The 22638-nt window shown below is 54.5% G+C and carries 24 protein-coding genes; 14 read left to right on the top strand and 10 right to left on the bottom strand.

Annotation, left to right across the window (positions count from 1 at the left end; translation table 11 throughout):
* Positions 1 to 109: 109 nt before the first annotated feature.
* Complete coding sequence (locus IT893_RS18635) at positions 110 to 1078, bottom strand: response regulator (RefSeq protein WP_197146263.1); 969 nt, start codon at positions 1076 to 1078, stop codon at positions 110 to 112.
* A gap of 152 nt (positions 1079 to 1230) precedes the next feature.
* On the opposite strand from IT893_RS18635, the gene IT893_RS18630 reads away from it, so the two are divergent.
* The 3 genes from IT893_RS18630 (at position 1231) to IT893_RS18620 (ending at position 4491) form a co-directional block, all read left to right on the top strand.
* A complete protein-coding gene (locus IT893_RS18630; RefSeq protein ID WP_197146262.1) occupies positions 1231 to 2415 on the top strand; it encodes an EAL domain-containing protein in 1185 nt (394 codons plus the stop codon).
* An 89-nt stretch (positions 2416 to 2504) separates the two neighbouring features.
* Positions 2505 to 2984, top strand: a complete 480-nt coding sequence (locus IT893_RS18625) for a molybdopterin-dependent oxidoreductase (protein WP_252724007.1) — start codon at positions 2505 to 2507, stop codon at positions 2982 to 2984.
* On the top strand, positions 2971 to 4491 hold the full coding sequence (locus tag IT893_RS18620; protein WP_252724006.1) for a sensor histidine kinase: 1521 nt from the start codon (positions 2971 to 2973) through the stop codon (positions 4489 to 4491). Before IT893_RS18625 ends, IT893_RS18620 begins: the two co-directional genes overlap by 14 nt.
* Positions 4492 to 4522: 31 nt before the next feature.
* Here IT893_RS18620 and IT893_RS18615 read toward each other — a convergent pair whose 3' ends face one another.
* The 4 genes from IT893_RS18615 to IT893_RS18600 all read right to left on the bottom strand — a co-directional run bounded on the left by IT893_RS18615 (position 4523) and on the right by IT893_RS18600 (position 7614).
* A complete protein-coding gene (locus IT893_RS18615) occupies positions 4523 to 5758 on the bottom strand; it encodes a response regulator (RefSeq protein WP_256430677.1) in 1236 nt (411 codons plus the stop codon).
* A gap of 15 nt (positions 5759 to 5773) precedes the next feature.
* The gene (locus IT893_RS18610) at positions 5774 to 6247 is read right to left on the bottom strand and encodes a response regulator (RefSeq protein ID WP_197146259.1); all 474 of its coding nucleotides are present in this window, start codon (positions 6245 to 6247) and stop codon (positions 5774 to 5776) included.
* Between the two features lie 158 nt (positions 6248 to 6405).
* Positions 6406 to 6873 (bottom strand): DoxX family protein, encoded by a 468-nt coding sequence (locus tag IT893_RS18605; protein ID WP_197146258.1) that lies wholly within the window; start codon positions 6871 to 6873, stop codon positions 6406 to 6408.
* 39 nt (positions 6874 to 6912) lie between these two features.
* Positions 6913 to 7614, bottom strand: coding sequence for a pirin family protein (locus IT893_RS18600; RefSeq protein WP_197146257.1), 702 nt, complete (start codon positions 7612 to 7614; stop codon positions 6913 to 6915).
* Between the two features lie 141 nt (positions 7615 to 7755).
* On the opposite strand from IT893_RS18600, the gene IT893_RS18595 reads away from it, so the two are divergent.
* Entirely contained in the window at positions 7756 to 8667 is a 912-nt protein-coding gene (locus IT893_RS18595) for a LysR family transcriptional regulator (protein ID WP_197146256.1), read from the top strand.
* 105 nt (positions 8668 to 8772) lie between these two features.
* A complete protein-coding gene (locus IT893_RS18590; RefSeq protein WP_197146255.1) occupies positions 8773 to 9573 on the top strand; it encodes a CbiX/SirB N-terminal domain-containing protein in 801 nt (266 codons plus the stop codon).
* A 9-nt stretch (positions 9574 to 9582) separates the two neighbouring features.
* Here IT893_RS18590 and IT893_RS18585 read toward each other — a convergent pair whose 3' ends face one another.
* Both IT893_RS18585 and IT893_RS18580 read right to left on the bottom strand, forming a co-directional pair.
* Complete coding sequence (locus IT893_RS18585) at positions 9583 to 10515, bottom strand: LysR family transcriptional regulator (RefSeq protein WP_197146254.1); 933 nt, start codon at positions 10513 to 10515, stop codon at positions 9583 to 9585.
* A gap of 103 nt (positions 10516 to 10618) precedes the next feature.
* A complete protein-coding gene (locus tag IT893_RS18580; RefSeq protein ID WP_156518938.1) occupies positions 10619 to 10795 on the bottom strand; it encodes a hypothetical protein in 177 nt (58 codons plus the stop codon).
* A gap of 312 nt (positions 10796 to 11107) precedes the next feature.
* Between IT893_RS18580 and IT893_RS18575 the strand changes: the two genes are divergently transcribed.
* Positions 11108 to 11557, top strand: a complete 450-nt coding sequence (locus tag IT893_RS18575) for a PaaI family thioesterase (RefSeq protein ID WP_197146253.1) — start codon at positions 11108 to 11110, stop codon at positions 11555 to 11557.
* 54 nt (positions 11558 to 11611) lie between these two features.
* On the opposite strand, the gene IT893_RS18570 is transcribed toward IT893_RS18575, so the two are convergent.
* Positions 11612 to 12361, bottom strand: coding sequence for a GntR family transcriptional regulator (locus tag IT893_RS18570; protein ID WP_008888646.1), 750 nt, complete (start codon positions 12359 to 12361; stop codon positions 11612 to 11614).
* 307 nt (positions 12362 to 12668) lie between these two features.
* Here IT893_RS18570 and IT893_RS18565 point away from each other — a divergent pair, with 307 nt between their 5' ends.
* The 5 genes from IT893_RS18565 (at position 12669) to IT893_RS18545 (ending at position 17706) form a co-directional block, all read left to right on the top strand.
* Positions 12669 to 13754, top strand: coding sequence for an ABC transporter ATP-binding protein (locus tag IT893_RS18565; protein WP_008888645.1), 1086 nt, complete (start codon positions 12669 to 12671; stop codon positions 13752 to 13754).
* Between the two features lie 36 nt (positions 13755 to 13790).
* Positions 13791 to 15107, top strand: a complete 1317-nt coding sequence (locus tag IT893_RS18560) for a PotD/PotF family extracellular solute-binding protein (protein ID WP_008888644.1) — start codon at positions 13791 to 13793, stop codon at positions 15105 to 15107.
* A 147-nt stretch (positions 15108 to 15254) separates the two neighbouring features.
* Positions 15255 to 16112, top strand: a complete 858-nt coding sequence (locus tag IT893_RS18555; RefSeq protein ID WP_120223961.1) for an ABC transporter permease — start codon at positions 15255 to 15257, stop codon at positions 16110 to 16112.
* A 2-nt stretch (positions 16113 to 16114) separates the two neighbouring features.
* On the top strand, positions 16115 to 16951 hold the full coding sequence (locus tag IT893_RS18550) for an ABC transporter permease (RefSeq protein ID WP_063086472.1): 837 nt from the start codon (positions 16115 to 16117) through the stop codon (positions 16949 to 16951).
* Positions 16948 to 17706 (top strand): aspartate/glutamate racemase family protein, encoded by a 759-nt coding sequence (locus IT893_RS18545; RefSeq protein WP_197146252.1) that lies wholly within the window; start codon positions 16948 to 16950, stop codon positions 17704 to 17706. Before IT893_RS18550 ends, IT893_RS18545 begins: the two co-directional genes overlap by 4 nt.
* A gap of 22 nt (positions 17707 to 17728) precedes the next feature.
* Here IT893_RS18545 and IT893_RS18540 read toward each other — a convergent pair whose 3' ends face one another.
* Together IT893_RS18540 and IT893_RS18535 are read right to left on the bottom strand one after the other, a co-directional pair.
* Positions 17729 to 18400, bottom strand: coding sequence for a FadR/GntR family transcriptional regulator (locus IT893_RS18540; RefSeq protein ID WP_197146251.1), 672 nt, complete (start codon positions 18398 to 18400; stop codon positions 17729 to 17731).
* A gap of 151 nt (positions 18401 to 18551) precedes the next feature.
* Entirely contained in the window at positions 18552 to 19385 is an 834-nt protein-coding gene (locus IT893_RS18535; RefSeq protein WP_197146250.1) for a sulfite exporter TauE/SafE family protein, read from the bottom strand.
* 211 nt (positions 19386 to 19596) lie between these two features.
* Between IT893_RS18535 and IT893_RS18530 the strand changes: the two genes are divergently transcribed.
* From IT893_RS18530 to IT893_RS18520, 3 genes are read left to right on the top strand one after another with little or no spacing between them, the layout of a single operon-like run.
* On the top strand, positions 19597 to 20541 hold the full coding sequence (locus IT893_RS18530; protein WP_197146249.1) for a tripartite tricarboxylate transporter substrate binding protein: 945 nt from the start codon (positions 19597 to 19599) through the stop codon (positions 20539 to 20541).
* On the top strand, positions 20538 to 21089 hold the full coding sequence (locus IT893_RS18525; RefSeq protein WP_063086482.1) for a tripartite tricarboxylate transporter TctB family protein: 552 nt from the start codon (positions 20538 to 20540) through the stop codon (positions 21087 to 21089). Before IT893_RS18530 ends, IT893_RS18525 begins: the two co-directional genes overlap by 4 nt.
* A gap of 13 nt (positions 21090 to 21102) precedes the next feature.
* The gene (locus IT893_RS18520) at positions 21103 to 22629 is read left to right on the top strand and encodes a tripartite tricarboxylate transporter permease (protein ID WP_197146248.1); all 1527 of its coding nucleotides are present in this window, start codon (positions 21103 to 21105) and stop codon (positions 22627 to 22629) included.
* Positions 22630 to 22638: the final 9 nt, after the last annotated feature.

Raw genomic sequence — 22638 nt, 5'->3', positions numbered from 1 at the left:
AGACCCTGATGTTTCTTAACTCAGGGTAGATGTATTGGCGGCGTTTTCAAGTTTTTATGGTGTGGGTCTTTGGTCGGATGACGTTGTTTAAGCACTAATTTACAGTGCGTTAGCGCAAGGACGGAATACTTGAAAGTACCGTTTTCATCAGTTGCGGCTGCCGGTTCACACCGGTTTTCGAGAAGATGGTCTTAAGATACGTCCGTGCCGAAGAATGCGAGATTCCAACCAGTTCTGCGGCCTGATCAAGGGCCAGCCCCTCTGCCAGCTTTTGGGTCAATTTGGCTTCGGATCGGGTCAGGCCAAACAGATCCATCAGATCGTCGACCGCTGGCGGGCGCTGCTGGGCCGGGTCGACCAGAATGATCATGAAGCTTTGTTTGCTATCAGCTTTTTTGGGGACCCGGCGAATGAGAAGCGACAGCTTTTCACCGTCACGTTCAAGCGAGAAGCTCTGATGGCTGCGGGGAACGGTTTTGCCCGGCGGCACAAGAAATTTCGTCAGACCTTCCGGGCTTGGGTCAATGATCAGGCGTCCCTGTGGGCCGGAGCGCACCAGTGAGGACCGCCTGAGAACCTCGGCACCCTGTGAATTGAGATGCAGGATGGTCAGGGTCTCGTCAACCGCAATCACGCCCAGCTCAAACAGGTCGAGAAACTCGGTCGGCAGGGTATCTTCGCTTTGGCCAAGGCGGCTTTTGATCTCGGTTTCGATGTCATCAAGCATCGTCTCAAGCATGGTTGGTTTGGGATAGAAGCGAAAGACGCCGATTTCATTGACCGCCAGCAGTGCTGATTGCAGATCGGCATAACCCGTCAGCATCACAATGATCAATTCCTTGCGGGCCTTGCGCAGTTCGGCGGCGAGTTCAAGGCCGGTCATGCCCGGCATATGGATATCAAGGATGACTGCCGAAACATCCGGATCGGCGATGATGGCATCACGCGCGGCAATCGGGTCATTGACAAAGACCCCCTCCCAGTCCGGGCGCAGGCGGGCAAAATTGCGGCGATGAGACGACAGAAGATTTTCGTCATCATCGACAAAGGCAATCCGGACCGTCTTTTTGGCCGTCATCAAAAGCGCCCTCCACAAATGGGGATATTGGAGAAAGGTAGTCTGACACTAATCTGCGAACGTTCAAAGCTCCGCTATTTGTATAGCACGCATTTAGGCGGGGCTGTCTTGAGAAGATTACCGCGGTGATCGCGTTCCGGAGATGTCCATTTATGGATCAGGTTGATAAACAACGGCCCGTCATTCTGATGGTCGATGATGATGAAAAGTTGCTGGCGGCGGTACGTCGTACCCTGTCGGGCTGCTTTGAATTCGTCACCCATACAGACGGGCAGGCTGCACTGGATTGGCTGGCGCAAAACCGCGACCGGACAGACCTGATCATCGCCGATCTGGTGATGCCGAACATTGACGGCATTTCCTTTCTCAAACAGTCAGCACGCATGGCACCCGGAATCAACCGGATGTTGTTGTCTGGTAACGTTTCCAGCCTGTCGCTGCGTGAGGCGATCAATCAGGCCATGGTGACGCGTGTTCTGGCAAAACCGGTGTCGGTCGCCGTCCTTAAGGAAGCGATTGACCGTATTCTCAATACCGGCGTGGTGGTTAAAAAGGTTTCTTCGGGTCCAACGGCCCTGATGGTCAATAACGCCATTGACCGGGCAGACTTCCACACCGTCCTGCAGCCGCGTTTTCGTGCAAGCGACCTTGGCCTGTGCGGGGCAGAGGTCCTGTGTCGCATGCCATCTCTTGAAAAGGAATTTGGCATCGACGAGATCATCGAAGCCTCTCAGGACAATCCGGTGATCAACCGCCTTGGCAGTCAATTGATGGCCATCATGATTGATCAGGCACCGCGCTATCGTGCACTTATGGGTGATCAGGCCAACCTTGCGGTCAATCTGTCACTGTTCTCTCTGAAGACACCGCAATTCTTTGAGCTGCTCATTCGCTTCTATGAAAAGATGCGGATGCGCGGGGTGACCGTGTCCTATGAAATTCCCGAACGCCAATTGCTGTCCAACGATCTTGAGATGCTGGCCAATGCCACGCGTTTGCGCGAACGCGGTATTGCGCTTCTGATTGATGATTTCGGATCGGGGAACAATTCGCTTGATCTGCTGCGTCAGGAAGTCTTTGCCGGTATCAAGCTTGACCGCGATCTGGTGCGCGGCACCATGACAGATTTTCTCGATGATGCCTTTGTTGAATGGATTGCACAGGTCTGCTCGAAAATGGGTCTTTCGATTTCCGCCAAGGGTATCGAAAACCCCGGTGTGGTCGAAAGGCTGCGGGTATACGGGATTACAGAACTGCAAGGTTTCCACCTAGGTGTACCGGTATCACTCGAAGAATGGGAAGAAACCGCAATTACACCCTTTCAGGCATCTGGTTGATTGATATCGCGTCAAAATTCCCGGTGCAGGCATTGAAAAACAATTGCTGGCAACCACTGTGTATAATCGTGTGATGGAGCATGAAAAAAATGATGAAAAGCGCCCTTAAACTGTTTGCGATGGTGATCGCACTGATTGGATTTCATGTCGCCCCGTCTTTGGCGGATGGCACATTGTCCATGACCAGGGTTGATGGTGAAACTGTCCATGTTTCGCTTGAGGAACTGATGAAGCTGCAGGCCACCGAAATCAGTACGTCGACCCAGTGGACTGACGGGGTACAGAAGTTCCGTGGTGTTGCCTTTGATACGTTGTTTGACACCTATGGTCTGAAAGCGGAAACCGTGCGTGTTTCAGCACTCAATGACTATAACGTGATGGTGCCTGCAGATGTTCTGCGCAACGATGGTGCCATTCTGGCCTATCACCTCAACGATGCCGAAATGTCGGTGCGTGAAAAGGGGCCTTTCTGGGTCATTTTCCCCTATGACGCCGACGCGCGGTTTCAGACTGATACCTATTGGGCTTATTCCGTCTGGCAGGTAAAGTCTGTTGATGCAGCAAATTAAGTCATTCCTGTTCAAGCAGTCAGGCAGGGCCATGTTTATCGCATTGGTCCTGTTTGTCGTGCTTTACGGATTTCTGTCAGCAGCGATTGTCCACCAGCTTGACGATGAGCGGTTCAAGTACCGCGAAAATTTCGTCTGGGCGGTTTTTCAGGTGCAGCGTCAGTTTCTTGTCGTGCAGCGTGACATAGAGGCTGCAATCGGCCGGTTTGGTTTGTCCGACGATGTGGTCGACCGCGTCCTGCTGGAATATGAAATTCTGGTCAGCCGTGTCTACCTGCTGCGTGATGGTGACGGGTTCGAGGTGTTGTTCACGGTGCCGGAAGTCGCCGAAACAATCAAACAGCTTGAACTTCAGATCGAGAAGATCGATGCGGCGTTGGCGACCATCACCGATCCTGAGGAAAAGCTGAGCGCGTTGTATCGCTTGCTTGAGCCGATGAACGAATCTTTGCAACAGGCGGTGGTGCGTACAACGAACTTTGTTTCGATTTACAACGCCAACAATATCTCGGTCGTGAAAACCGATATTCAGATCCTGTCCTATCTGTTTTTCGTCGGTGTGATTGTCATGGCAGTTCTTGGTACTTTCATGATCCGCCAGCGCCAAAAGATTTTTGCCGCCGATATGGCCGCCCAAAAAGCGCGCCAGGAACAGGAAGTGATCGAGGAAGCCGCCGATTACGCCAAGATGCATGCGCTTGGCACCTTGGCCGGCGGGGTTGCGCATGAAATCAACACGCCGGCACAATATATCCAGAACAATCTTGAATTCTTGTCCGACAGCTTCGCCGATCTGGTTGGCGCGATTGACCGCAAGAATCCCGATGAACCGGCTCGGCTCAATCTTGATAAACCCAAGATCGACTTCATTACCGAAGAAGTCCCGATGGCGATTGACGAGAGTATTCAGGGCTTGAACCGGATTGCCGAGATTGTCCGTGGTATTCGCAAATTCGCCCATCCGACAACCGATGCCGTGGAGCCGATTTCGATTACCGAGGAAATCGATACCGCCGTTACCCTGGCGCGCAACCAGGTCAAACATATCGCCGATCTGGACGTTGTCATGCAGTCCGATGTCACCGAAGTCAGTGGGCGCAGAAACCACTTGTCGCAAGCGCTGATCAACCTGATCGTCAATGCGTCACAAGCCATCCGTGAAACAGGTCAGCGCCGCGGGCGCATTGATCTTCTGGTGACGTCTGATGAAGACAATGTCTATATCCGCTTGCGTGATAATGGCGCGGGCGTTCCCGAAAATATTCGCGAACGCATCTTTGATTACTTCTTTACCACCAAGGAACGGGGTGTTGGCACCGGTCAGGGATTGCCGATCTGTCGCAAACTTATTCAGGATGATTTCAACGGGGACCTGACCTTGTCCGCGGACTATATCGACGGGGCGGAATTTGTGATCCGGTTGCCGAAACCCGATCAAAACGCCGCCACTGACACCAATGCGGATCTCCTTGAAGGGCCAAGTGACCTTAACAGTTTGCTTCGGTAATCAGGCAGGTCTTTGATCAGAAGGCAGTGTTTCAGAAATTATGAGGCTTGGTTGCTTCCAGCGGGATGTGCTTGCCAATGCAGGCGCGTTCCCAAATCTGCCAATCAGCCGCAGCACCACATCGGGTGATAAATCCACGCGCGAGGTCATATTTTTCTGCGCGTGTCACACCATCAACACCTGCCTTGCGCGCAAAATGCTGTGCTGCATAGACAATCAGCAAGCTTTCCGACCTGTCGGTTGGTGCGGATTCCGGACGATGATGAAATGCGATGTTTTCAATGATCTGATGGGAAAAACCCCAGCAGGCACACAGGCACGCTGATACAGCCGGATGAGCAAAGCCCATTTCACTGATTTCAGCTGATATGATGTCGCAATTATCTACGTCTGCACGATGGCGGCTGGCTGCATGTTTTTCAGGCACAACGCGAGCAGTGAAAATATCGCCGATGTGACACAGAAGAGCAGCGGCACGGATCTGATCGACAGATTCCGGTTCAAGGTTGCGAAGTCGTGCGATCTCGGCCGCCATCTGACCCAGGACAAGGGGACGATGAAGGTCGACACTGATCCGCTCGCCATCAAACTGGCTGGGTTGTCCCAGTTCGCACCAAAGCACGCACAGTGCTTTGATGGTCTCGATACCCAAGATTTTAAGAAGCTTGATGAAGTCAGGATGACAGTCCCCGGGTATGAGTTGCTCACGCAGGGCAAGCTCATGGACAAGGTTCGTTAACGCCGGGTGATCGTTTGCGAAATCAGTAAGTTCGGCATGGCTACTGGGACCGCTGAATTGCAGTATGGAATGCAGGCGACGAAAGGTTATTGGCCACATCAGATCGCCCGGAACGATGGAAAGCAAATCAACCAGAAACGGGTCGCGCAGATATCTGTTCATGATCAGGCCGCGCTCGGCTGCGTGGATGATGTCGCTATCGGTGCAGGGTTTGGCCAAAAAATGATGGGTGGCGGCAGCACCATTCTGGATGGCGATTTCATCGGCATAGCCGGACAACAGAATGCGGGATGTTTGCGGCCAGCGTGTTGCAACGATCCGAAGGAACTCCGCCCCGTCCATGGACGGCATGCGCATGTCGGAAATGACGACGTCTGCAGGCTGTTCTTCCAGTCCGATCAACGCCTGTTCCGCACCTTCGTAAAAGCGCATCTTCCAGTTCGGACGCATTGATAACATACGCCGCCGTAAACCTCTGAGAACGTTGAGGTCATCATCAACAAATATGATCGAGGCATTATGCGGCATTGCTTGTATGGCTCTCTAAGCGATTGCTGCAGACAGGCTGGCGGCATCACAGGGTTTGCTCAGAACGAAGGTCGCGCCGACAGATTTGGCTTCTTCATTGACCTTGGCGTCATAGAAACCGGTCAACATGATTTTGCGTGTACCTTCGGCATTCTTGATTTCACGGCGCTCGATCTCATAAAGCAATTCGATGCCTGACATTCCGGGCATCATATAATCAAGAATCACCACGTCATAAGGCGTTTGTTTGCGGCCCGCCTGGGCCAGCATCTGCAACGCGATTTCGCCGTTTTCAGCGACGTCTATGTGAGTGGCACCGGCACTGCGCAGGACACGGCGAACGGAGAAGCGCACTTCGATACTGTCATCGACCAGCAGGAAACGCTTTTCGGCATTCGGTTTGCGGTATGCGTTATCCCCTTTGCAGCGGCGCAAACCGTCGGCGATTTCGATATCATTCTGACTGTTTTTGGGCGACGCGATGTTCATGGCTTCGTTCCGGATCACTTTGCAATGGTTGGATCAGTAGCTTGGTCACCATCTTCGCCATTTTCCGGGGCGGGCAATATCCCCATTTGGGGAGCAAACGAAAAACGGGCTGCACTTATGGCAGCCCGTTGAAAACACGCGCGAATTTGGCGGTATGATCAGAATTCACGGCCGATCTTGTGATCGACAGAGAATTTTCCCCCGCCCTGAATAAGCACCGACAGGGCAAGAAGCCCCCACATCAGAGGCATTTCAAAACCACCCTCGTTCCAGAAATAACCAGCTGGAAGATGGGTTGAAACAGCAATCGCCATGAAAACAAGAACTGCCGCTGCCACCGGACGGGTCAAAAGGCCAATCGTCAGCATAAGGCCGCCGACAAATTCCAGAAGGCCAATAGCAAGCGCAAACAGGAAGCCCGGAACAAAGCCGATGCTTTCCAGCCAGCCTGCGGTTCCTTCGAGGCCATAACCACCAAAGGCACCAAACAGTTTCTGGGCACCGTGCGGGACCAACAGAATGCCGGTGGTCACACGGACAATGACAGGCGAAAGCGGTTGCAGGGTTGACCATACATTGCCAAGGGCAGGGATGATCGAACGGGTGTTTGCGTTATACGAAGTCATGGTCGTTCTCCTAACCATGGGGCACGCGGGTTTCGCGCTTCAGGCCGCCATGTCAAAAACAAGGGCTTCGGCGTTGTCCGCGTCCGAGAAGACAAGTTCGTCTTCATCCTTGATCGCAGCGCCATCACCAGCATTAAGGGTTTCACCGTTCACCGTCAGGCTGCCGCGCGCGACCTGTACCCAGGCAATGCGACCTTTGCCGATCTTGTGCTGGGCACTTTCGCCATCACTGAGATGGGCGACATAAAGATCGACATTCTGATGAATGGTGATCGAGTCTTCGCGGCCATCGCGGCTGCCGATCAGGGTCAGGCCAGAGCCGGTATCGCGGCGTGCGATTTCCTTTTCCTCGTAACCCGGTTCCAGACCGGCCGCTTCGGGGATGATCCAGATTTGCAGGAAATGCACCGGATCGGTTTTGGAATGGTTGTATTCCGAATGGCGAATGCCGGTCCCGGCGGTCATGCGTTGCAGGCGGCCCGGACGGATGACAGATCCGGTGCCGATGCTGTCCTTGTGTTCAAGGGCACCATCAAGAACATAGGAAATGATTTCCATATCCTTGTGACCATGCGTGTCAAAACCGGCACCGGGAATAACCCGGTCTTCGTTGATCACGCGAAGCGGACCCCAACCCATGCGGTTCGGATCGTAGTAGTGCCCGAACGAGAATGTGTGATTGGAATCAAGCCAGCCAAACTGGGCACGGCCGCGGGTATTAGCATCAACTTTAATAAGCATCTTCTACCTCCATGAGGTTGTCTGTTGTTGAAGGCAGAATACCCTTTTCAACTGAGGAGACAATTCGTGTAATTATCGCCATTGTGTTGCATATTATGCGACAATCTGAACCAACCGGGGCGATAAACAGGAAGACGCACCATGGACAAACTGGCCAGCCTCAAGAGTTTCGTGCGCGTGGTTGAAGAAGGAAGTTTTGCTTCTGCCGCGCGTGCGATCGGACAATCACGTTCGCAGGTCAACCGTGCGGTGGCGGCACTTGAAGATGATCTTGGCGTTCAATTGCTGAACCGGACAACGCGCAAAGTTTCGGTCACGCCAAGCGGACAGGCCTTTTATCAGCGGGCCAAAGCCATTCTGTCCGATCTGGGGGACGCAGAAGACTCCATCCGCGAACATCGCGATCACCCTTCCGGGGATATCCGGATCAATGCGCCAATGTCTTTTGGCACGTTGCATCTGGGGCCGGCATTGGTCGATTTTGCCCGGACCTATCCTGATATCCGGGTCGAACTGTCGCTTGATGATCACTTTATTGATCCGGTGGCAGATGGCTTTGACATGACCGTGCGTATCAGCCGCCCGACAGAAACCCTTGCCCTGATCGATCATGAAATCGTGCCGATGCGTCGCGTGCTGTGCGCGTCGCCCGAGTTTATTCGAATGCATGGGGAACCGGCCGACATTCGTGATCTGGCGCGGTTACCCTGTCTGCATTACGGCAACCTGCCATCCGGGGCGCGCTGGAAAATGACCGGTCCGGACGGGCCGGTCGCGGTACAGGTCAATGGCGTGTTTTGCTGCAACAACGCGGAAGTGTTGCGTGATGCGGCCCTTGCCGGGCTGGGCATTGCCGAATTACCGACATTTATCGCCGGGCCGGAATTGCAGACCGGGCGACTGGTCAGTGTTCTTTGCGATTATGCGCCGGGTCCTTTGTCCCTGTATCTTTTGTATCCGCCCAGCCGTCAGCTTGCTGCGCGTATCAGGTTGCTGGTTGAATTCATCCAGGACCGCTTTGGCGATCAGCCGCGATGGGATCTGGTGCAATGAAATTTTCGCGCCAAAACAGGGGTTTTTGCCCGTCCGGCGATCCAGATGGTTGCATGATGCGTATATGAAACTACGCTTTAGACAATGCAGACTATGGTGAGATGCATGCCACATTTCGAAATGCCGACACTCATGATGGTGTCCCATGGCAACAGCGGTAATGGCGGTGATCCGGCAGGGGACCTTGCGCGGACAATTGCACCTGACTGGAATGGCCGTGTCAGCCACGGATATATGCGAAGCCAACCCTCTGTCAGTGATCAGCTTGAAAACCTAAAGGAAACGGCTGATGCCAATCGTCTGATTGTTTTCCCGCTATTCTTCAGTGAAGGCTATCTGGTGTTCGAAGAACTGCCAGCCAAATTGCACGAGGCGGGGCTCGGCGATGCTGTCATCCTGCCACCGGCCATCAACCTTCCGGGTTTTTGTGAAATGATTGCGGCGCATGTTCATGCATCAGCACGCAATCGTGGCTGGAGCCTTTCTGAAACATCTGTCTTTCTTGTTCCGCACGGCTTGAAAACCCTGACCGATCCGCTTCCCGAAACAGTCAAACTTGCAGATCGTCTGGGGCGGATTTGCGTTGGTGCTGAAATCTGCATTGGCAATATCGAAGGATCGCCATCGCTTGGCGATTGGCGCGACATCGCCGCCCACAGGCAGGCGATTATTGTGCCTATGCTTGCAGGTGGTGGAACGCACGCGCGTGAAGATCTGCCTGAACTGCTTGATGTTAAATCAGATGAACGTGTCGAGGTGCTGGCACCGATCGGTCAGTGGTCTGAATTGCCCGGTCTTGTTCTGGCAGAAGCCGAACGTCATGTGGCGCGTTTTGGCGGCATGGCAGTGCCGTTGGGCCCGAGTGGACAGGACCTTTGGGCGGAACGCGCACAGCGTTCTGCCTGACGAGCAGGATCAGCCCAAAACCGGTTTGAACTGAGTTTCCGCCGATTTGCGCAGAAGATAATCACGAAACAGGCGTGCGGCACTGGTCAGATTGGCGTTGCCTTCGTGGGCGATCAGTAATTGGCGTTTGGCCCAGTCATCGGCAATCGGCGCGCCAGCGATGTTCATGTGCCCGATATAGCCCGCGACCGAGCTTTTGCGCAGGAAACCAATCCCGAGACCCGCCGCAATCATTTGCCGCAAAGAGCCAAATCGCACGACCTTGATATGTGGATGCATGTCGAGTTTGATTTTCGATGCGGCCTCGGAAATCAGATCATCAATCACGCCGCCTTCATGCAGTGAGATGATGTCGTATTTGGCGGCTTCGGAAAATTTCACCGGTTTTGGATTATCGGCATTTGGGATCAACGGATGCCCCTTGGGCGTTACAACCCAGATCGGATCATCACAGAACACATCATGGGACAGATCGCCGAGCGGGCTGTTATCGGCCAGAATTGCCAGATCAGCGCGACCTTCGCGGGCGGCCTCGGCACTTTCGCGTGACGTCAGTTCACGGACATCGACCGTAATGTGCGGGAAATCACGTTCAAAATCGGCCAAGAACGATGGCAGGCCGGTCAAAATCGCCGAAGTGACCGCGGCAAGATAGATCTTGCCCTTTTCACCGGCGTTGAAATCGCGCAGTTCGTTGGAAAGATGGTTCAGATCGCCCAGAAGCTTTTCGCCGTAGCGGGCAAAGATCGTGCCTTCTTCGGTCGGTTCGACCCCGCGTGGCAGGCGGCGCAAAAGATTGACGCCCAACATGGCTTCAAGTTCGCCAATGCGGCGCGAAACTGCCGAAGTCGCGATATGTTCGCGCCGGGCAGCTTCATTGATACTTCCGGCGCGCACGATGGCGACAAAAAGCCGGATGGTCACGATATCAAACTTTTGCATGGAACCGTTGTCGGTGGTTCAACCCGAAGCGTCAAGAAGTTTGAGGGTGCGATGATGTAAGGACCGTCGCACCATCCTCAAACGATACGGAAAGGCGGGTGCCTTAGCCTTCAACCTGACGCCATGCCTTGTTCCAATCCGCAGTCAGTTCTGCGTGGTTTTTGGCCTGGGATGCTTTCATGATCACGGCAACCTGAAGGGCACGAACAAAGCTGGTGAACCAACCGATACGGACTTCGCGTTCGATGCTGGTGGTGTCTTTGTAAGCAATCGTCGTCATGGCTTTGATCCTTGTAGAACCGTTTGTGTTTGGTGTGACTACAGATATACCGACAGCCGGTTCGAACGACTATTCTCGTTTCACCGCTATCCCGTTCTTGGTTGGAGAACGGTGTGGCTATCACATTGAAATAAAAACATTATTTCATGTTGCATCGCCTAACATCGATTAAGGGATGCGGTTTTTCAGACGATTTTGCACCGTGTTGGGAGCTGTCTCGGGGCCGGCCAAGGCATGCGACTCATCGCGGTTTTCGGCACTTATCGATATCTGCTATAGCTTGGGGAATTTTACGACAGGGATGGTTTATGCATGACCGGCACACACGATAATCTGGCTTATGAACAGGCCCATGGCAGCGGATTGCAGGATCATCTTGGCTACCGACTGGTGGAATGGGCAGAAGACCACGCGGTGGTCGAACTTGACGTGCAAAACCATCACTGTAATCGGGCTGGTATCCTGCATGGTGGCGTGCTGACAACCCTGATGGATACAGCGTCTGGCTATGCTGTGTGTTTCTGTCCGGTGCCGGGCAATGTGCGCAAATCCCTGACCCTGTCATTGACCACCAATTTCCTGGGGATGGCGAGGGATGGTGTGGTCCGGGTTGTTGCCCGCAAGCAGGGCGGCGGACGCAAGGTGGTGTTTACCGAGGCAACTGCCTTTGACGCGGATGGTAATGTGATCGGCACATCAACGGGCACGTTCAAATATCACCGCGGTAGCGAGGATCCGAGCGGGGTTCCGCGTGATGCTTGAACGGAATATGCGCGCTAAGCGCATGGCGGTCGTTACCGGAACTCGCCAGGAGGATTAGCTGGCTTCCGAGGTCGGGATGCGGCCAAAGATGCTGGCAAAATCGGTTTTGCCCGGTTTGGGGCGCTGCAATTGCAGGCGATCGCGGATGGCATCAAGGTGGCGTGACATTTCAGCCGCCGCGACATCGGGATCGCCACTAAGCAGAGCATTGAGTAACTGGTCGTGTTCCGTGTGGGAGCAATCGACCGGTTGCGGGCTTTCATACATGGCAATAATCAGCGACGTGCGCAGGATCAGGCGTTCAAGGAATTCCTCGATCACCAGATTGCCGCTAAGCCGTGCCAGTAACAGGTGGAATTCACCCGACAAAATGATGGCAGCGCGATGATCCCCGCGATGATGGGCGTCATGTTCGCGATCCAGATGCGCCTTGATCTGTTCGGCGCGTTCGGGGGTCATGCTGGTGGCCACCTTGCGCGCAACGCCATCCTCGATCATGCGGCGGGCGGAAAAGACTTCTATGGCTTCGTCAATGGTCGGTTCAGCGACAAAGGCGCCGCGATTGGGCACCAGATTGATCAGCTTGTCATGGGCGAGCTGCAGGAAAGTCGCACGGATGCGTGCACGGCTGACCCCGAAGGTTTTGGCAAGATCTTCCTCGATGAGCTTCATGCCCGGCTCCAGGCGGCGATCCAGGATCGCGTCGAGCATCTCGTGATAGATCATTTCCTCCGGGCGCAGCTTTTCGCTGCCTTTATAGCTGCCGGTCTGTTCGGCCTTGGCCATCGTGACGATACTTTCCATCGTTCATGTTCGTTGGGTGGTTCTCTATTTCTACAAAATTGTTGACGATTTGCACAACATAAAATGGTTCTTTATTTTCCGTGCAGAGACAAAGATGATTATAATTTTCGCACATAAATCACGATGATTAATAAATATGCATAAAGTGGACATAAAACGGGCAGAATGAGAAGCCTAACAAACGCACCAGTTTTGATAGCTTGGCGGGACTCGTTGAAAAACTGCCAATGAAATCAAGTGGCACGCATCTTGCCTTAGATCGCTGACATGATTGTTAACAATTTTGCATGCAGCGACGGGTGAGCGGATGACGGGCAACGGGGCCATTGAATTGATTGCTGTCAGTAAATTTTATGGCAGCACACAGGCAGTGAAATCGATTGATCTGCAAATTCCGGCAGGGGCGTATTGCTGTTTGATTGGTCCGTCGGGGTGCGGCAAGTCAACCACGCTGCGCATGATTGCCGGTCATGAAGTGATCAGCGAGGGCGATCTTCTGATCGGGGATCGTAATGTGACCGAACTGCCGCCTGTCAAGCGCGGCACGGCAATGATGTTTCAGAATTACGCACTTTTCCCGCACATGACCTGTGCGGAGAACGTTGCCTTTGGCCTCAAGATGCAAGGTGTCTCCCCATCGGATCGTAAAGATCGGGCCAAAGAGATGCTGGCCCGGGTCCATATGGAGCAATTTGCAGATCGCAAGCCCGACCAGCTCTCTGGCGGGCAGCAACAGCGTATTGCTTTGGCGCGTTCCCTGATTACCGAACCATCCGTGCTGTTGCTTGATGAACCGCTTTCGGCCCTTGATCCGTTCCTGCGGGCGCGCATGCGTGATGAGTTGCGCCGCCTGCAGCAGGAACTGGGCATTACCTTTGTTCACGTCACCCACGCACAGGACGAGGCATTGGCCTTATCAGACATGGTGGTCGTGATGGAAGACGGGATCATTCGCCAGAAAGGCACCCCGCACGAAATCTTTAACCAGCCCAAATCGCGCTTTATCGCGAACTTCATGGGCGGTCAGAACATCTTCAAAGGTACCGTTTCGGAATCCGGCCCGGCCGGCACGTTGCTTGCGCGCGGTCCGGACAGTTTCTTCCTGCCCGGATTTGCTGATGGCAAGGCGGGCGAGGACATCGAATTCACCATTCGTACCGACCTGATCGGTCTGGACGAAACGCCACCAGAAGACAGCAAGAACGGTCAGATCCCTGTCGAAATTACCACGGTCGAGTATCTCGGCCTGTGGGTTCGGATTGTCGCAACGACAGCCGACGGCAAGGAAATAACCCTAATGAAGACCGAAAGCGAATTTCGGCAGGCACCTGTCAGGCGACTGGACAAATTCATCGCCTATTGGAAGCCGGAACATGCCCATGTTCTGGCCTGAATGAAATAAACCAACAAGCTATCAGGAGTGCTTCACATGACGATCGAAAAGAAAATTTCAAAGAAAACAATCGAGACGGAAACGGGCGTTTCACGCCGTGGTTTCGTTAAGGGTGCAGCGGTTGTAACCGGTGCTGCCATCGGTTCGGGTGCCATCACCGGCTTCCCGACCATCTGGGCACAGAACATCAAGGACGTTACCCTGCGTCAGTTCGGTACCGGTGTTTCGAACATCAACGCCGTTGCCGACAAGGTCAAAGAAGATCTTGGCTTTACCCTGCAGATGACTGCCCTTGATTCTGATGCGGTTGCCCAGCGCGCCGTGACCCAGCCGAACTCGTTTGATATTGCCGATATCGAATACTGGATCTGTAAGAAGGTCTTCCCGGCCGGCACCATGCAGCCGATGGATACCACCAAGCTGAAAAACTATCAGTACATCTCCAAGCTGTTCATTGATGGCAAACTGACCCCGGATTCAGAAATCGCGCAAGGTACCGCGCCGCATACGGTTGGCTTCGTTGAAGGTGCCGACAGTGTCGAGTTTGCGTCTGCCCCGACCCAGTGGATGACCCTGATCCCGACCATTTATAACGCAGATACCCTTGGTATTCGCCCCGACCTGATTGATCGCGAAATCACCAGCTGGGCCGATCTGCTTGATCCGGCATTCAAGGGCAAGGCATCGATCCTGAACATTCCGTCGATCGGTATCATGGATGCGGCGATGGTGTGCGAAGCCATGGGCGAAGTCACCTATGGCGATAAGGGCAACATGACCCAGGAAGAAATCGACAAGACCATCGCGGTCATGATCGATGCCAAGAAAGCCGGTCAGTTCCGCGCCTTCTGGAAGAGCTTCGATGAGTCGGTCAACCTTATGGCGTCTGGCGAAGTTGTCATTCAGTCCATGTGGTCGCCAGCCGTTGCTGCTGTACGTTCCAAAGGCATCGCCTGCAAATACCAGCCGCTTAAGGAAGGGTATCGTGCATGGGGTGGCGGCATCGGTCTTGCCAAGCACCTTTCGGGTCTCGAGCTTGAAGCAGCCTACGAATATATCGACTGGTACCTGTCGGGCTGGGTTGGTGCGTATCTTAACCGTCAGGGTTACTACAGCGCAGCACCGGAAACCGCGAAGAAGTTCATGTCCGAAGACGAGTGGGGCTTCTGGATGGAAGGCAAAGCCGCCGAAGGCGACATCCTTAGCCCGGAAGGCAAGGTCATGGAAAAAGCTGGTGCGGTTCGCGATGGCGGTTCCTACGAAGAGCGTATGGGCTCGGTCGCGTGCTGGAACTCCGTCATGGACGAGAACAAGCACATGGTCCGCAAGTGGAACGAATTCATCGCAGCATAATCTGCGACAGATATCTGGTGGGCGCGGCTTTGGTCGCGCCCGTCACCTCGAGTTTCTGATTTTACGTTTTCAATTTTCCGACAGCATGTCGGGCCCATTTATTCGTTTTTACTTTTTGGTTTTCTGGCAGGGTTTCAAGGACAGAGCATGGCTTCTGATACGTCAAAAAGATCGTCCTATTTCCTGATCTCGCCGATGGCGCTGATCTTTGCGGTGTTTCTTGTCATCCCGCTTCTGACCATTGTTGTGGTCAGTTTCTGGGACTATGACGAATATCGCATCCTGCCGGACTTCATTTTAGAGAACTACAAGTACCTGCTGGGCTCCTCGGTAACGTGGAGCATCTATCTCAATACCCTGAAATATGCTGCTCTGACCTGGGTCTTTACCCTGCTGATCGGGTTTACGGTGGCCTATTTCCTAGCGTTTCATGTGCGCAGTCTGACCTGGCAGATCGTTTTGTTCATGCTGTGCACCATTCCGTTCTGGACCTCGAACATCATTCGCATGATTTCGTGGATCCCGTTCCTTGGGCGTAACGGGCTTTTGAACTCTGCCCTGATCAATCTCGGGATTGTCGATCAGCCGCTTGAATTCCTTCTGTTTTCCGATTTCGCAGTCGTGTTGGCAGATGTCCACCTTTACACCCTGTTCATGGTGGTGCCGATCTTCAATTCCATGATGCGCATTGACCGGTCCTTGATCGAGGCGGCGCGCGATGCAGGTGCCAGCGGGTTCGAGACCCTAAAATCCGTCATCGTCCCGCTGTCCAAGCCGGGCATTGCCATTGGATCGATCTTTGTCATTACGGTGGTGATGGGTGATTTCATCACGGTCCGTCTGATGAGCGGCGGGCAGAGTGCCTCGGTCGGGTTGCAGATTTCCAACGAGATCGGGCTTCTGCAATATCCGGCTGCAGCCGCCAGTGCGGTGGTGCTTCTGATCACGGTGTTGCTGATCGTGACCGCACTTCTTCGTCTTGTTGATATCCGCAAGGAGCTGTGATCATGGCATTACTCACCAAAACCCGTGAACGCCGCCCGACCAGCTTCTATTTCCTTGCGGCATTTTTTACGCTATTCGTGCTGTTTCTATATGGTCCGATGCTGACGATTTTCATTCTGTCCTTCCAGGGGGAGAATGGTGGTCTGACCTTCCCGATGAACGGCTTTTCGTTCCACTGGTTTGGCAATCTTTTTGAACAACAGGCCGTTGGTGATTTTGGTGGATCGTTCAGCAGATCCCTTAAGCTTGGCCTGATTGTCATGGTTGTAACGGTTGTAGTGTCCTTCATGGCCGGTCTTGCGTTCCGCAAGCGGTTCCGGGGCGACAGCGTGATTTTTTATCTTGCGATTGCCAGCCTGATTGTACCGTCGATCCTGATTTCGCTGGGCATTGGTTTGCTGTTCAATATTGTTGAATGGCAACCGCAATGGTTTACCTCGGCCCTTGGTGCGCATCTGACATGGACGTTCCCGTTCGGTCTTCTGATCATGTTTGCGGTGTTTAACCGGTTCGATCCGTCCTACGAGGAAGCCGCGCGCGATCTGGGTGCAAGCAACTGGCAAACCATTCAATATGTTGTTTTGCCGATGGTGGGGCCAAGCCTGATCGGGGTTGCGATGTTCTCGTTCACCCTGTCCTACGATGAATTTGCCCGCACCCTGATGACGGCTGGCGCGCTCAATACCCTGCCGCTTGAGATCTATGGCATGACGACCAATGTTACCACACCGGTGCTTTATGCGCTGGGCACGGTGACCACCGGATTCTCCTTCCTGGTGATTGCACTGGCATTGGGCACGGTTGCCATCATGCGCCGACGCAAAGGACAAAAAGCATGAGCCGCATTGCCGTTATCAATCCCAACTTGTCGACCGGCTTTACCAAAAAGGTCGGCGAACAGGCGCAAAGGATTGTTGGGCCGACAACACAGGTTTTGGCACTCAATCCGACTTTCGGACCGGATAGTATTGAGGGCTATTACGACGAGGCCTTTGCCAGTGTCGGATTGCTTTCGGTTATTCGCGAACTCGAAGCCGCACCCGAACAGGAATCTGATCCAATTGGCGGCTATGTGGTGGCGTGCTTTGATGATACCGGGGTCGATGCTGCGCGCTGTCTGACCGGTGCGCCGGTTCTAGGGCTGTGCGAGGCGGCATTGCGTATGGCTGCTGCCGTGTCATCGCGCTTTGCGATTGTCACCCCGATGCCGGTTTCTGTCCGGCCGCTTGAACATCTGGTGTCGAAATACGGGGCGTCATCGCAATGTGTCGTCCGGGCGGCCGGTGTGCGGACGCTGGATTTCGAAGGGGCCAACGCCAAGGCAGCATACTCTGCCCTTAAAAAGCAGGCGGAGATTTGCCTTGCTGATGATTATGCCGAGGCGATTGTTCTGGGCTGTGCGGGAATGACCGATATCGCCGATCGCCTGACCGAGGAGCTAGGCGTGCCGGTGATTGACGGGGTCAGTGCAGCGGTCAAGATGATCGAGGCCATGGCGTTTCTGGGGCTTCGCACCAGCAAGGCAGGTGCCTATGCCAAGCCGCCGCTTAAGGCCTATCACGGGATGTTTGCGGACTTTACGCCGCAGGGCTGACCGCAAAAAAATCGTTATCAGATCAGGTTTGTTTCAGTGCGTGTTCCACCTCGGACAGGTGGCGGCGCATGGCGTCTTCGGCGCGTTTGGGGTCGCGTTGCTCAATCGCGTTGATGATGTCGCGATGCTGGGCGCTGAGTTCTTCGATCAATGTGTCTGAATGGCTGCTTTCACGCAGGCGAGCCCATGCCGCTTCGCGGCGGACCGCATTGACGGCCTCAAACACCGCGAGAAACAGAGTGTTCTTGACCGATTCGGCCAGGCGCTGATGAAAGGCGGCATCCCATTTTTCGTATTCGGCCTGTGTGGTCGCGCAGGCGGCCTTTTCGACCATGCTGCGCATGGCGTCGATATCACCTTGTGAGGCGCGAAGGGCGGCGAACCGGGCCATCGATGGTTCGATTTCCTGACGGACTTCCATGATTTCAAACGGGCTGGTTTTGGTGGCCAGTCCTTCAAGTTTGCGCAGGCGCGGGGTTGGCGGGGTCCCAACAAAGGTGCCCTGACCCTGACGGCGCCAGATCAGGCCTTCGGATTCAAGCTGATCAAGCGCCTTGCGAAGCGCCCTTCGACCGACATCAAGCTGTTCGGCAAGGGTGCGTTCGGCGATCACACGCCCGTCCTTGACAAAGTCCCCCTGTGCAAAGCCGGTCTTGAGCTTTTCTGCCAGCGCCTGGGTCGCGAATTCAGTCATGGTTTTTGGTCATTTTTTATGGCGTTTCTATCGACGTTTCCAAATGCGTTTCTATTGGCGAACCAATGCGCACCTATCATTCTAAGCCATTGGTTTATCTAAGAACAAGCATATACAATTCCTGTTTGTTCCCAGATGTTTGCAAGGATGCCTAGCTCAGAAGGTCATAGAACATCCGCGCAGACGTGATCGCCAGAAACAGGCCAAAGCACATGCGCAATGCCCGGCGCGGAATGGTGTGGGCTATGCGTGCCCCGATTGGTGCACACAGTACCGTCATCGGTATAAGCAGGGCCGCCGCCAGAACATTGACATAGCCAATTGAAAATGGCGGGCGACCATCGACGCCAATGCCCGACATCGCATAGCCGATGGTACCGGGAAGGGCGATGATGAGGCCAATCGCGGCCGAGGTGCCAACCGCGCGGCGGATGTCATAACCCAGGAAATTCAGGACCGGCACGCAAATGGTGCCGCCGCCAATTCCCATCATCGCGGAAAGGCTTCCGGCAATCACCCCAAGTACCGCCCAGACGGATTTTGGCGGGTTTTTGGTCTCGTTGGTTTCACGGTCTTTCACAAGGATCATGTTGCCAGCCACGATCAGGGCGACGACGGCAAACACGATGGTCAGAACACGGCCATCGGCCAGTCCACCAATCGCGGTGCCCAGGATCACGCCGACGATGATCGCCGGGCCCCAATGTTTGAGAAGCGCAATATCGACCGAGCCCTTTTTATAGTGGCTGTGCGTTGATGAGATTGCCGTGGCAATGATTGTGGTCAGCGATGTGGCAACTGCGACCTGCATGCGAAGGCTTTCATCGACACCCATGGTGGTCAGAAAATGATAAAGCACCGGGACAATCACAATCCCGCCGCCAACACCGAGAAGCCCGGCCATGATCCCGCCAAGGACGCCAGCAAACAGCATGGCCGCGCCCCAGACGAGATAGAGGCTCATGGCGCCATCCATTTCAAACATTCGAACCAATCCGTACCAATTATGATATCAATTAATAAGTGGTACTATCCATCTTTGGCAAAAATCTGCAACATAATCCTTGTTTAAAGCCAAATATTATTTTTGCGCTTGCGAAATTGGTTTGTTGCTGCCAACAATGTCCTGACAAATAGATTGAACCAAAGTAGTAATGGTTCACACATTTCAGGCGAGATATCAGGAGGCAAGATACATGTTCCGCAAGATTGCAGTCGCTGCCGGTTTGTTGGCCGCAGCCATCGCAGGTCCGGCGCAGGCGCAGGACTATCCAGAAAAACCGATCGAATTCATCGTGCCTTGGGGCCCGGGTGGCGGCAGTGACACGCTGATGCGCATCGTCGCCATGGGTCTGTCGGAAGTCACTGGTCAGGCCGTGCCGATCGTCAATATGCCGGGTGTTGGTGGTACCGTTGGTCTGGCCGAGTTCGCCAAACGTCCGGCAGATGGCTATACCATTTCGCAGATCCACGAAGGCCTTTACACCGCCAACAAGCTTGGCATCACCGAGCTCAGCTACAAAAACTTCATTCCGGTGGCTCTGGTGACGTCGTCGCCGCAGTATCTGGTGCTGTCGAAGAATGACAACTTCTCCAACCTGGAAGAGCTCAAGGTATATGCCGCAGCAAACCCGGGGGCCGTGCGCGCCGGTGTGACCCTTGGCGGTGTTCCGCATCTTCACATGGCAATGATCGAAGAAGCCCTTGGCGTTCAGTTCAGCTATGTCGGTTTCCGTGACACTGGCGAACGTATCCGTGCGGCTGTTGGCGGCAACGTTGACATCGTGATCGGTGACGTTGCATCGGCCAGCGAGTTTGTGAAAAACGGCGACCTGATCTTTGCCGGTGTCGGCACCGAAGAACGTACCTCCGAAGAGCCGGACGTCCCGACCATGGCCGAACAGGGTTATGATCTTTCGATGGCGGTGACCCGTGGTGTTGTTCTTCCGGCCGGTACCCCGGACGAGATCGTCGAGGCTCTTGATGCTGCGCTTGAAAAGGCAATGTCCCTGCCTGATATCCGCGAAAAGATGACCAATGCCGGTTCGGCTGACATCTATCTCGGTCGCGAGGCATACAAAGCCTATCTCGATAAACTTGACGGTGAAGTCGACAAAGTTGTCGGCAAACTTCAGGGATGAGTCAGTCGACTGCGAAAGCAGCAGCAGCGGACGCAAGTGCGTCCGCTGCTCTTCGTGCAAGAACTGAAGTCGCACGGCTGATTTCCTATATCGCTATCGGTTTGGGTGCTGCGTTTCTGAGCCTGCGCGCCAGCACGTTGCCGACCTCGCGCTGGGAGCCGCTTGGGGCGGGTTCCTTCCCGGAACTGGTTTTCGGCGTGCTTGCGGTTTTATGCCTGATCGCAGCGGTGCGTGCGGTGATTGATATCCGCAAGGCCGGGGGTGCAAACCGTCTTGGGTCGTCATTGGGTGCATGGCTTGTTGCCCGGCGCTATTCCTTTGCGCTGTTCGGGCTTCTGGTGGTCTATCTGCTGTTGCTGCCGCTTGGTGGCTTTTCGCTGACCACCTTTGTGTTTCTGTTGATCGCGCAATTGATGATCGCAGGTATTTCCAAAAAGACCCTCTTCCAGTCGCTGATCGCCGCCGTGATTTTCTCGGTCGGCTTGAACATGCTGTTTGCAGAAGTCTTTAACGTGTTCCTCCCGCGCGGCGTGCTGTTTGCGGGCTAGATAAAGTTTTACGATGATGTTGGATGCATTTCTTGCCGGTGCACATCAGGTTTTCGCATTCGATACCCTGATTTACATGCTGATCGGTTCCGTTGCCGGGATCGTCGCAGCCGCAATTCCGGGCTTCACCGTGACCATGGCGATCATTCTGACCTTGCCGCTGACCTTTACCATGGGTCCGTTGCAGGGCGTTTCGGTGATGCTGTCGGTTTATGTCGGTGGTTACACCGGTGGCCTGATCAGTGCCGCCCTTCTGGGGATTCCGGGCACGCCAAGTTCAGTCGCAACCACCTTTGATGCCTATCCGATGGCGCGCGGTGGTGAACCGGGACGCGCCCTTTCGCTTGGTGTCTGGTCGTCCTTCTTCGGGACTGTTATTTCGACCATCGTTCTGATCATTGCGGCCCCGCCGCTTGCGATGATTGCGGTCAAGCTTGGCCCTTGGGAATATTTCTCGCTGATCGTCTTTGCGTTGACCATTGTCGCAAGCCTTGTGGGCAATTCGTTGATGCGCGGTCTGATTGCCGGGGTGATTGGCCTTGGACTTGCGACCATTGGCCCGGATCCGATGATGGGCCAGCCGCGTCTGACATTTGAGTCGTCGGTCCTGATGCCCGGTCTGCCGTTCCTTGTGGTTTTGATCGGGATCTTTGCCATCAGTCAGCTGATGGGCGAGCTCGAGGATCATGGCAAAGGCCCAAGCAGTGATGCGCTTATTCCCGATGTCATCGAATTCAAGACCTGGGCTGTGATGCGTGAAGTTCTGATGCATCCGGTTAATCTGGTGCGTTCCTCGCTTATTGGTGTGTTTATCGGCGCACTTCCGGGTGCAGGCGGCTCGATCGCGAACCTTCTGGCCTATGATCAGGCCAAGCGCAGTTCCAAAAATCCCGATGAATTCGGCAAGGGCAACCCCGATGGCGTGATTGCGTCCGAAGCCGGGAACTCTGCCACGGCCGGTGGTGGCCTTATTCCGATGATTGCACTGGGTATTCCGGGATCGGCAGTCGATGCCATCCTGATGGCGGCTTTGATGGTGCATGGCATTTCGGTTGGCCCGCGCCTGATCATGGACAATGCCGATCTGGCCTATGGCATGTTCGTTGCCATGGTTGTGGCGTCGCTCATGATGCTGGTGGTCTGTGTGTTGTCGATGCGCCTGTTCCTGCGCGTGACCGACATTCCCAAACAGTTCATCGTGCCGACTGTCATGATCTGTTGCGTGATCGGGGCCTTTGCGCTCAATAACCGGGTGACGGATCTTTATCTGCTCGGCGCGATTGGACTTGTCGGCTATGGATTGAAGTCGCTTGATTATCCGCTGGCGCCGCTGGTGCTGGGTGTCATTCTGGGGCCGATTGCCGAGACCAACCTGCGCCGCGCGCTGATGAGTGATGCCGACTGGACGGTGTTCTTTACCCGTCCGATTTCCGCAGTCCTGCTGGCGGCGGCCCTTCTTTCAGTCATCTTCAGTGTCCGTTCGGTTCTGAAGATGCGCAAAAAAGTCCGTCCTGCCACCGATGAACAAGACGGCGATTAAGGATTAGGA

Origin of the sequence: Thalassospira sp. A40-3, from assembly GCF_015871485.1 — a bacterium.
Lineage (GTDB): Bacteria > Pseudomonadota > Alphaproteobacteria > Rhodospirillales > Thalassospiraceae > Thalassospira > Thalassospira tepidiphila.
The sequence above is the reverse complement of the archived record's forward strand: the minus strand, read 5'-3'. Positions and strand labels throughout refer to the sequence as shown.

Excerpts from the sequence above, each read along its gene's own strand:
- IT893_RS18635 (WP_197146263.1), bottom strand. The coding sequence starts at position 1,078 with ATGACGGCCAAAAAGACGGTCCGGATTGCCTTTGTCGATGATGACGAA.
- IT893_RS18630 (WP_197146262.1), top strand. The coding sequence starts at position 1,231 with ATGGATCAGGTTGATAAACAACGGCCCGTCATTCTGATGGTCGATGAT.
- IT893_RS18625 (WP_252724007.1), top strand. The coding sequence starts at position 2,505 with ATGATGAAAAGCGCCCTTAAACTGTTTGCGATGGTGATCGCACTGATT.
- IT893_RS18620 (WP_252724006.1), top strand. The coding sequence starts at position 2,971 with ATGCAGCAAATTAAGTCATTCCTGTTCAAGCAGTCAGGCAGGGCCATG.
- IT893_RS18615 (WP_256430677.1), bottom strand. The coding sequence starts at position 5,758 with ATGCCGCATAATGCCTCGATCATATTTGTTGATGATGACCTCAACGTT.
- IT893_RS18610 (WP_197146259.1), bottom strand. The coding sequence starts at position 6,247 with ATGAACATCGCGTCGCCCAAAAACAGTCAGAATGATATCGAAATCGCC.
- IT893_RS18605 (WP_197146258.1), bottom strand. The coding sequence starts at position 6,873 with ATGACTTCGTATAACGCAAACACCCGTTCGATCATCCCTGCCCTTGGC.
- IT893_RS18600 (WP_197146257.1), bottom strand. The coding sequence starts at position 7,614 with ATGCTTATTAAAGTTGATGCTAATACCCGCGGCCGTGCCCAGTTTGGC.
- IT893_RS18595 (WP_197146256.1), top strand. The coding sequence starts at position 7,756 with ATGGACAAACTGGCCAGCCTCAAGAGTTTCGTGCGCGTGGTTGAAGAA.
- IT893_RS18590 (WP_197146255.1), top strand. The coding sequence starts at position 8,773 with ATGCCACATTTCGAAATGCCGACACTCATGATGGTGTCCCATGGCAAC.
- IT893_RS18585 (WP_197146254.1), bottom strand. The coding sequence starts at position 10,515 with ATGCAAAAGTTTGATATCGTGACCATCCGGCTTTTTGTCGCCATCGTG.
- IT893_RS18580 (WP_156518938.1), bottom strand. The coding sequence starts at position 10,795 with ATGACGACGATTGCTTACAAAGACACCACCAGCATCGAACGCGAAGTC.
- IT893_RS18575 (WP_197146253.1), top strand. The coding sequence starts at position 11,108 with ATGACCGGCACACACGATAATCTGGCTTATGAACAGGCCCATGGCAGC.
- IT893_RS18570 (WP_008888646.1), bottom strand. The coding sequence starts at position 12,361 with ATGGAAAGTATCGTCACGATGGCCAAGGCCGAACAGACCGGCAGCTAT.
- IT893_RS18565 (WP_008888645.1), top strand. The coding sequence starts at position 12,669 with ATGACGGGCAACGGGGCCATTGAATTGATTGCTGTCAGTAAATTTTAT.
- IT893_RS18560 (WP_008888644.1), top strand. The coding sequence starts at position 13,791 with ATGACGATCGAAAAGAAAATTTCAAAGAAAACAATCGAGACGGAAACG.
- IT893_RS18555 (WP_120223961.1), top strand. The coding sequence starts at position 15,255 with ATGGCTTCTGATACGTCAAAAAGATCGTCCTATTTCCTGATCTCGCCG.
- IT893_RS18550 (WP_063086472.1), top strand. The coding sequence starts at position 16,115 with ATGGCATTACTCACCAAAACCCGTGAACGCCGCCCGACCAGCTTCTAT.
- IT893_RS18545 (WP_197146252.1), top strand. The coding sequence starts at position 16,948 with ATGAGCCGCATTGCCGTTATCAATCCCAACTTGTCGACCGGCTTTACC.
- IT893_RS18540 (WP_197146251.1), bottom strand. The coding sequence starts at position 18,400 with ATGACTGAATTCGCGACCCAGGCGCTGGCAGAAAAGCTCAAGACCGGC.
- IT893_RS18535 (WP_197146250.1), bottom strand. The coding sequence starts at position 19,385 with ATGTTTGAAATGGATGGCGCCATGAGCCTCTATCTCGTCTGGGGCGCG.
- IT893_RS18530 (WP_197146249.1), top strand. The coding sequence starts at position 19,597 with ATGTTCCGCAAGATTGCAGTCGCTGCCGGTTTGTTGGCCGCAGCCATC.
- IT893_RS18525 (WP_063086482.1), top strand. The coding sequence starts at position 20,538 with ATGAGTCAGTCGACTGCGAAAGCAGCAGCAGCGGACGCAAGTGCGTCC.
- IT893_RS18520 (WP_197146248.1), top strand. The coding sequence starts at position 21,103 with ATGATGTTGGATGCATTTCTTGCCGGTGCACATCAGGTTTTCGCATTC.